General features: G+C 63.5%; 1 protein-coding gene. It reads right to left on the bottom strand.

Annotated elements, in window-relative coordinates:
- The coding region (locus ABD937_RS23460) for a hypothetical protein (protein WP_345258502.1) at positions 1-794 on the bottom strand (794 nt) is incomplete at both ends.

Here is a 794-nt window from a genome sequence, read left to right as displayed (position 1 = left end):
GACGTACCGGCAGCGAGGGCGATGGACTGCACCTTCACCGTTCTTCCCTGCATGTCCGTGAGCTGCAGCAGCACGTTGCCAGCTACAGCACCGCCCTGCAGGCGCACGCTCACCGCACCCTTGGCAGGGTTCGGGTACACGCCGTCCACTACAAGATTACCGCTCTTGTCGGCACTCAGCACCACGATGGTGGAAAGCTTCGTGCGGCCGTCGAGGTCCTCCTGGCGCAGGCGGTAGTACCACTTGCGGCCCGCCTGTCCTGAGCCTGCCGAAGGATTATCGATGAAGCTATAGTTCTGGATCGAGTTGGAGTTGCCACCCTGTGCACGCGAGGCCACGAAGCCTACGCTCGTATACGTTCTGCCGTCGGTGGAGCGCTCCACCGAGAAGCCGCGGTTGTTCGACTCGGAAGCCGTGACCCACTTCAGCTCGTTGACGCCATTCACACGCTTGCCCGTGAAGGTCATCAGCGACACCGGCAGCGGCGCATCGATGTTGGAGATGGCGAAGGGCGAGAAGTACGTAACGCCCGTAGCCGTTGCCGAGCGCATGCCGCCGGGCGTGCCCGTGGGGGTCTGCGCGCCGGAGGCCGGCTGCCACACGCCGTTGAGGTAGTGCCACACCTTTACGTCCATGCCGGTGTTGAAGGAGCCGCCTACGTCGGTAGCGTCGTTGTAGTGGAAGGTAAGCGACACACCCGGTACCGGCACCGGCATCACCGTGGCCGGCGTTACATGCCACTGGCGCTGTACGGCCTTGGCGATGTTGGGAATATGCGGGTTCGTTACACCCGT

This window comes from Flaviaestuariibacter amylovorans, assembly GCF_039541815.1.
In the GTDB taxonomy this organism is placed as follows: domain Bacteria; phylum Bacteroidota; class Bacteroidia; order Chitinophagales; family Chitinophagaceae; genus Flavisolibacter; species Flavisolibacter amylovorans.
This window is presented reverse-complemented; position numbering and strand designations above follow the sequence as displayed.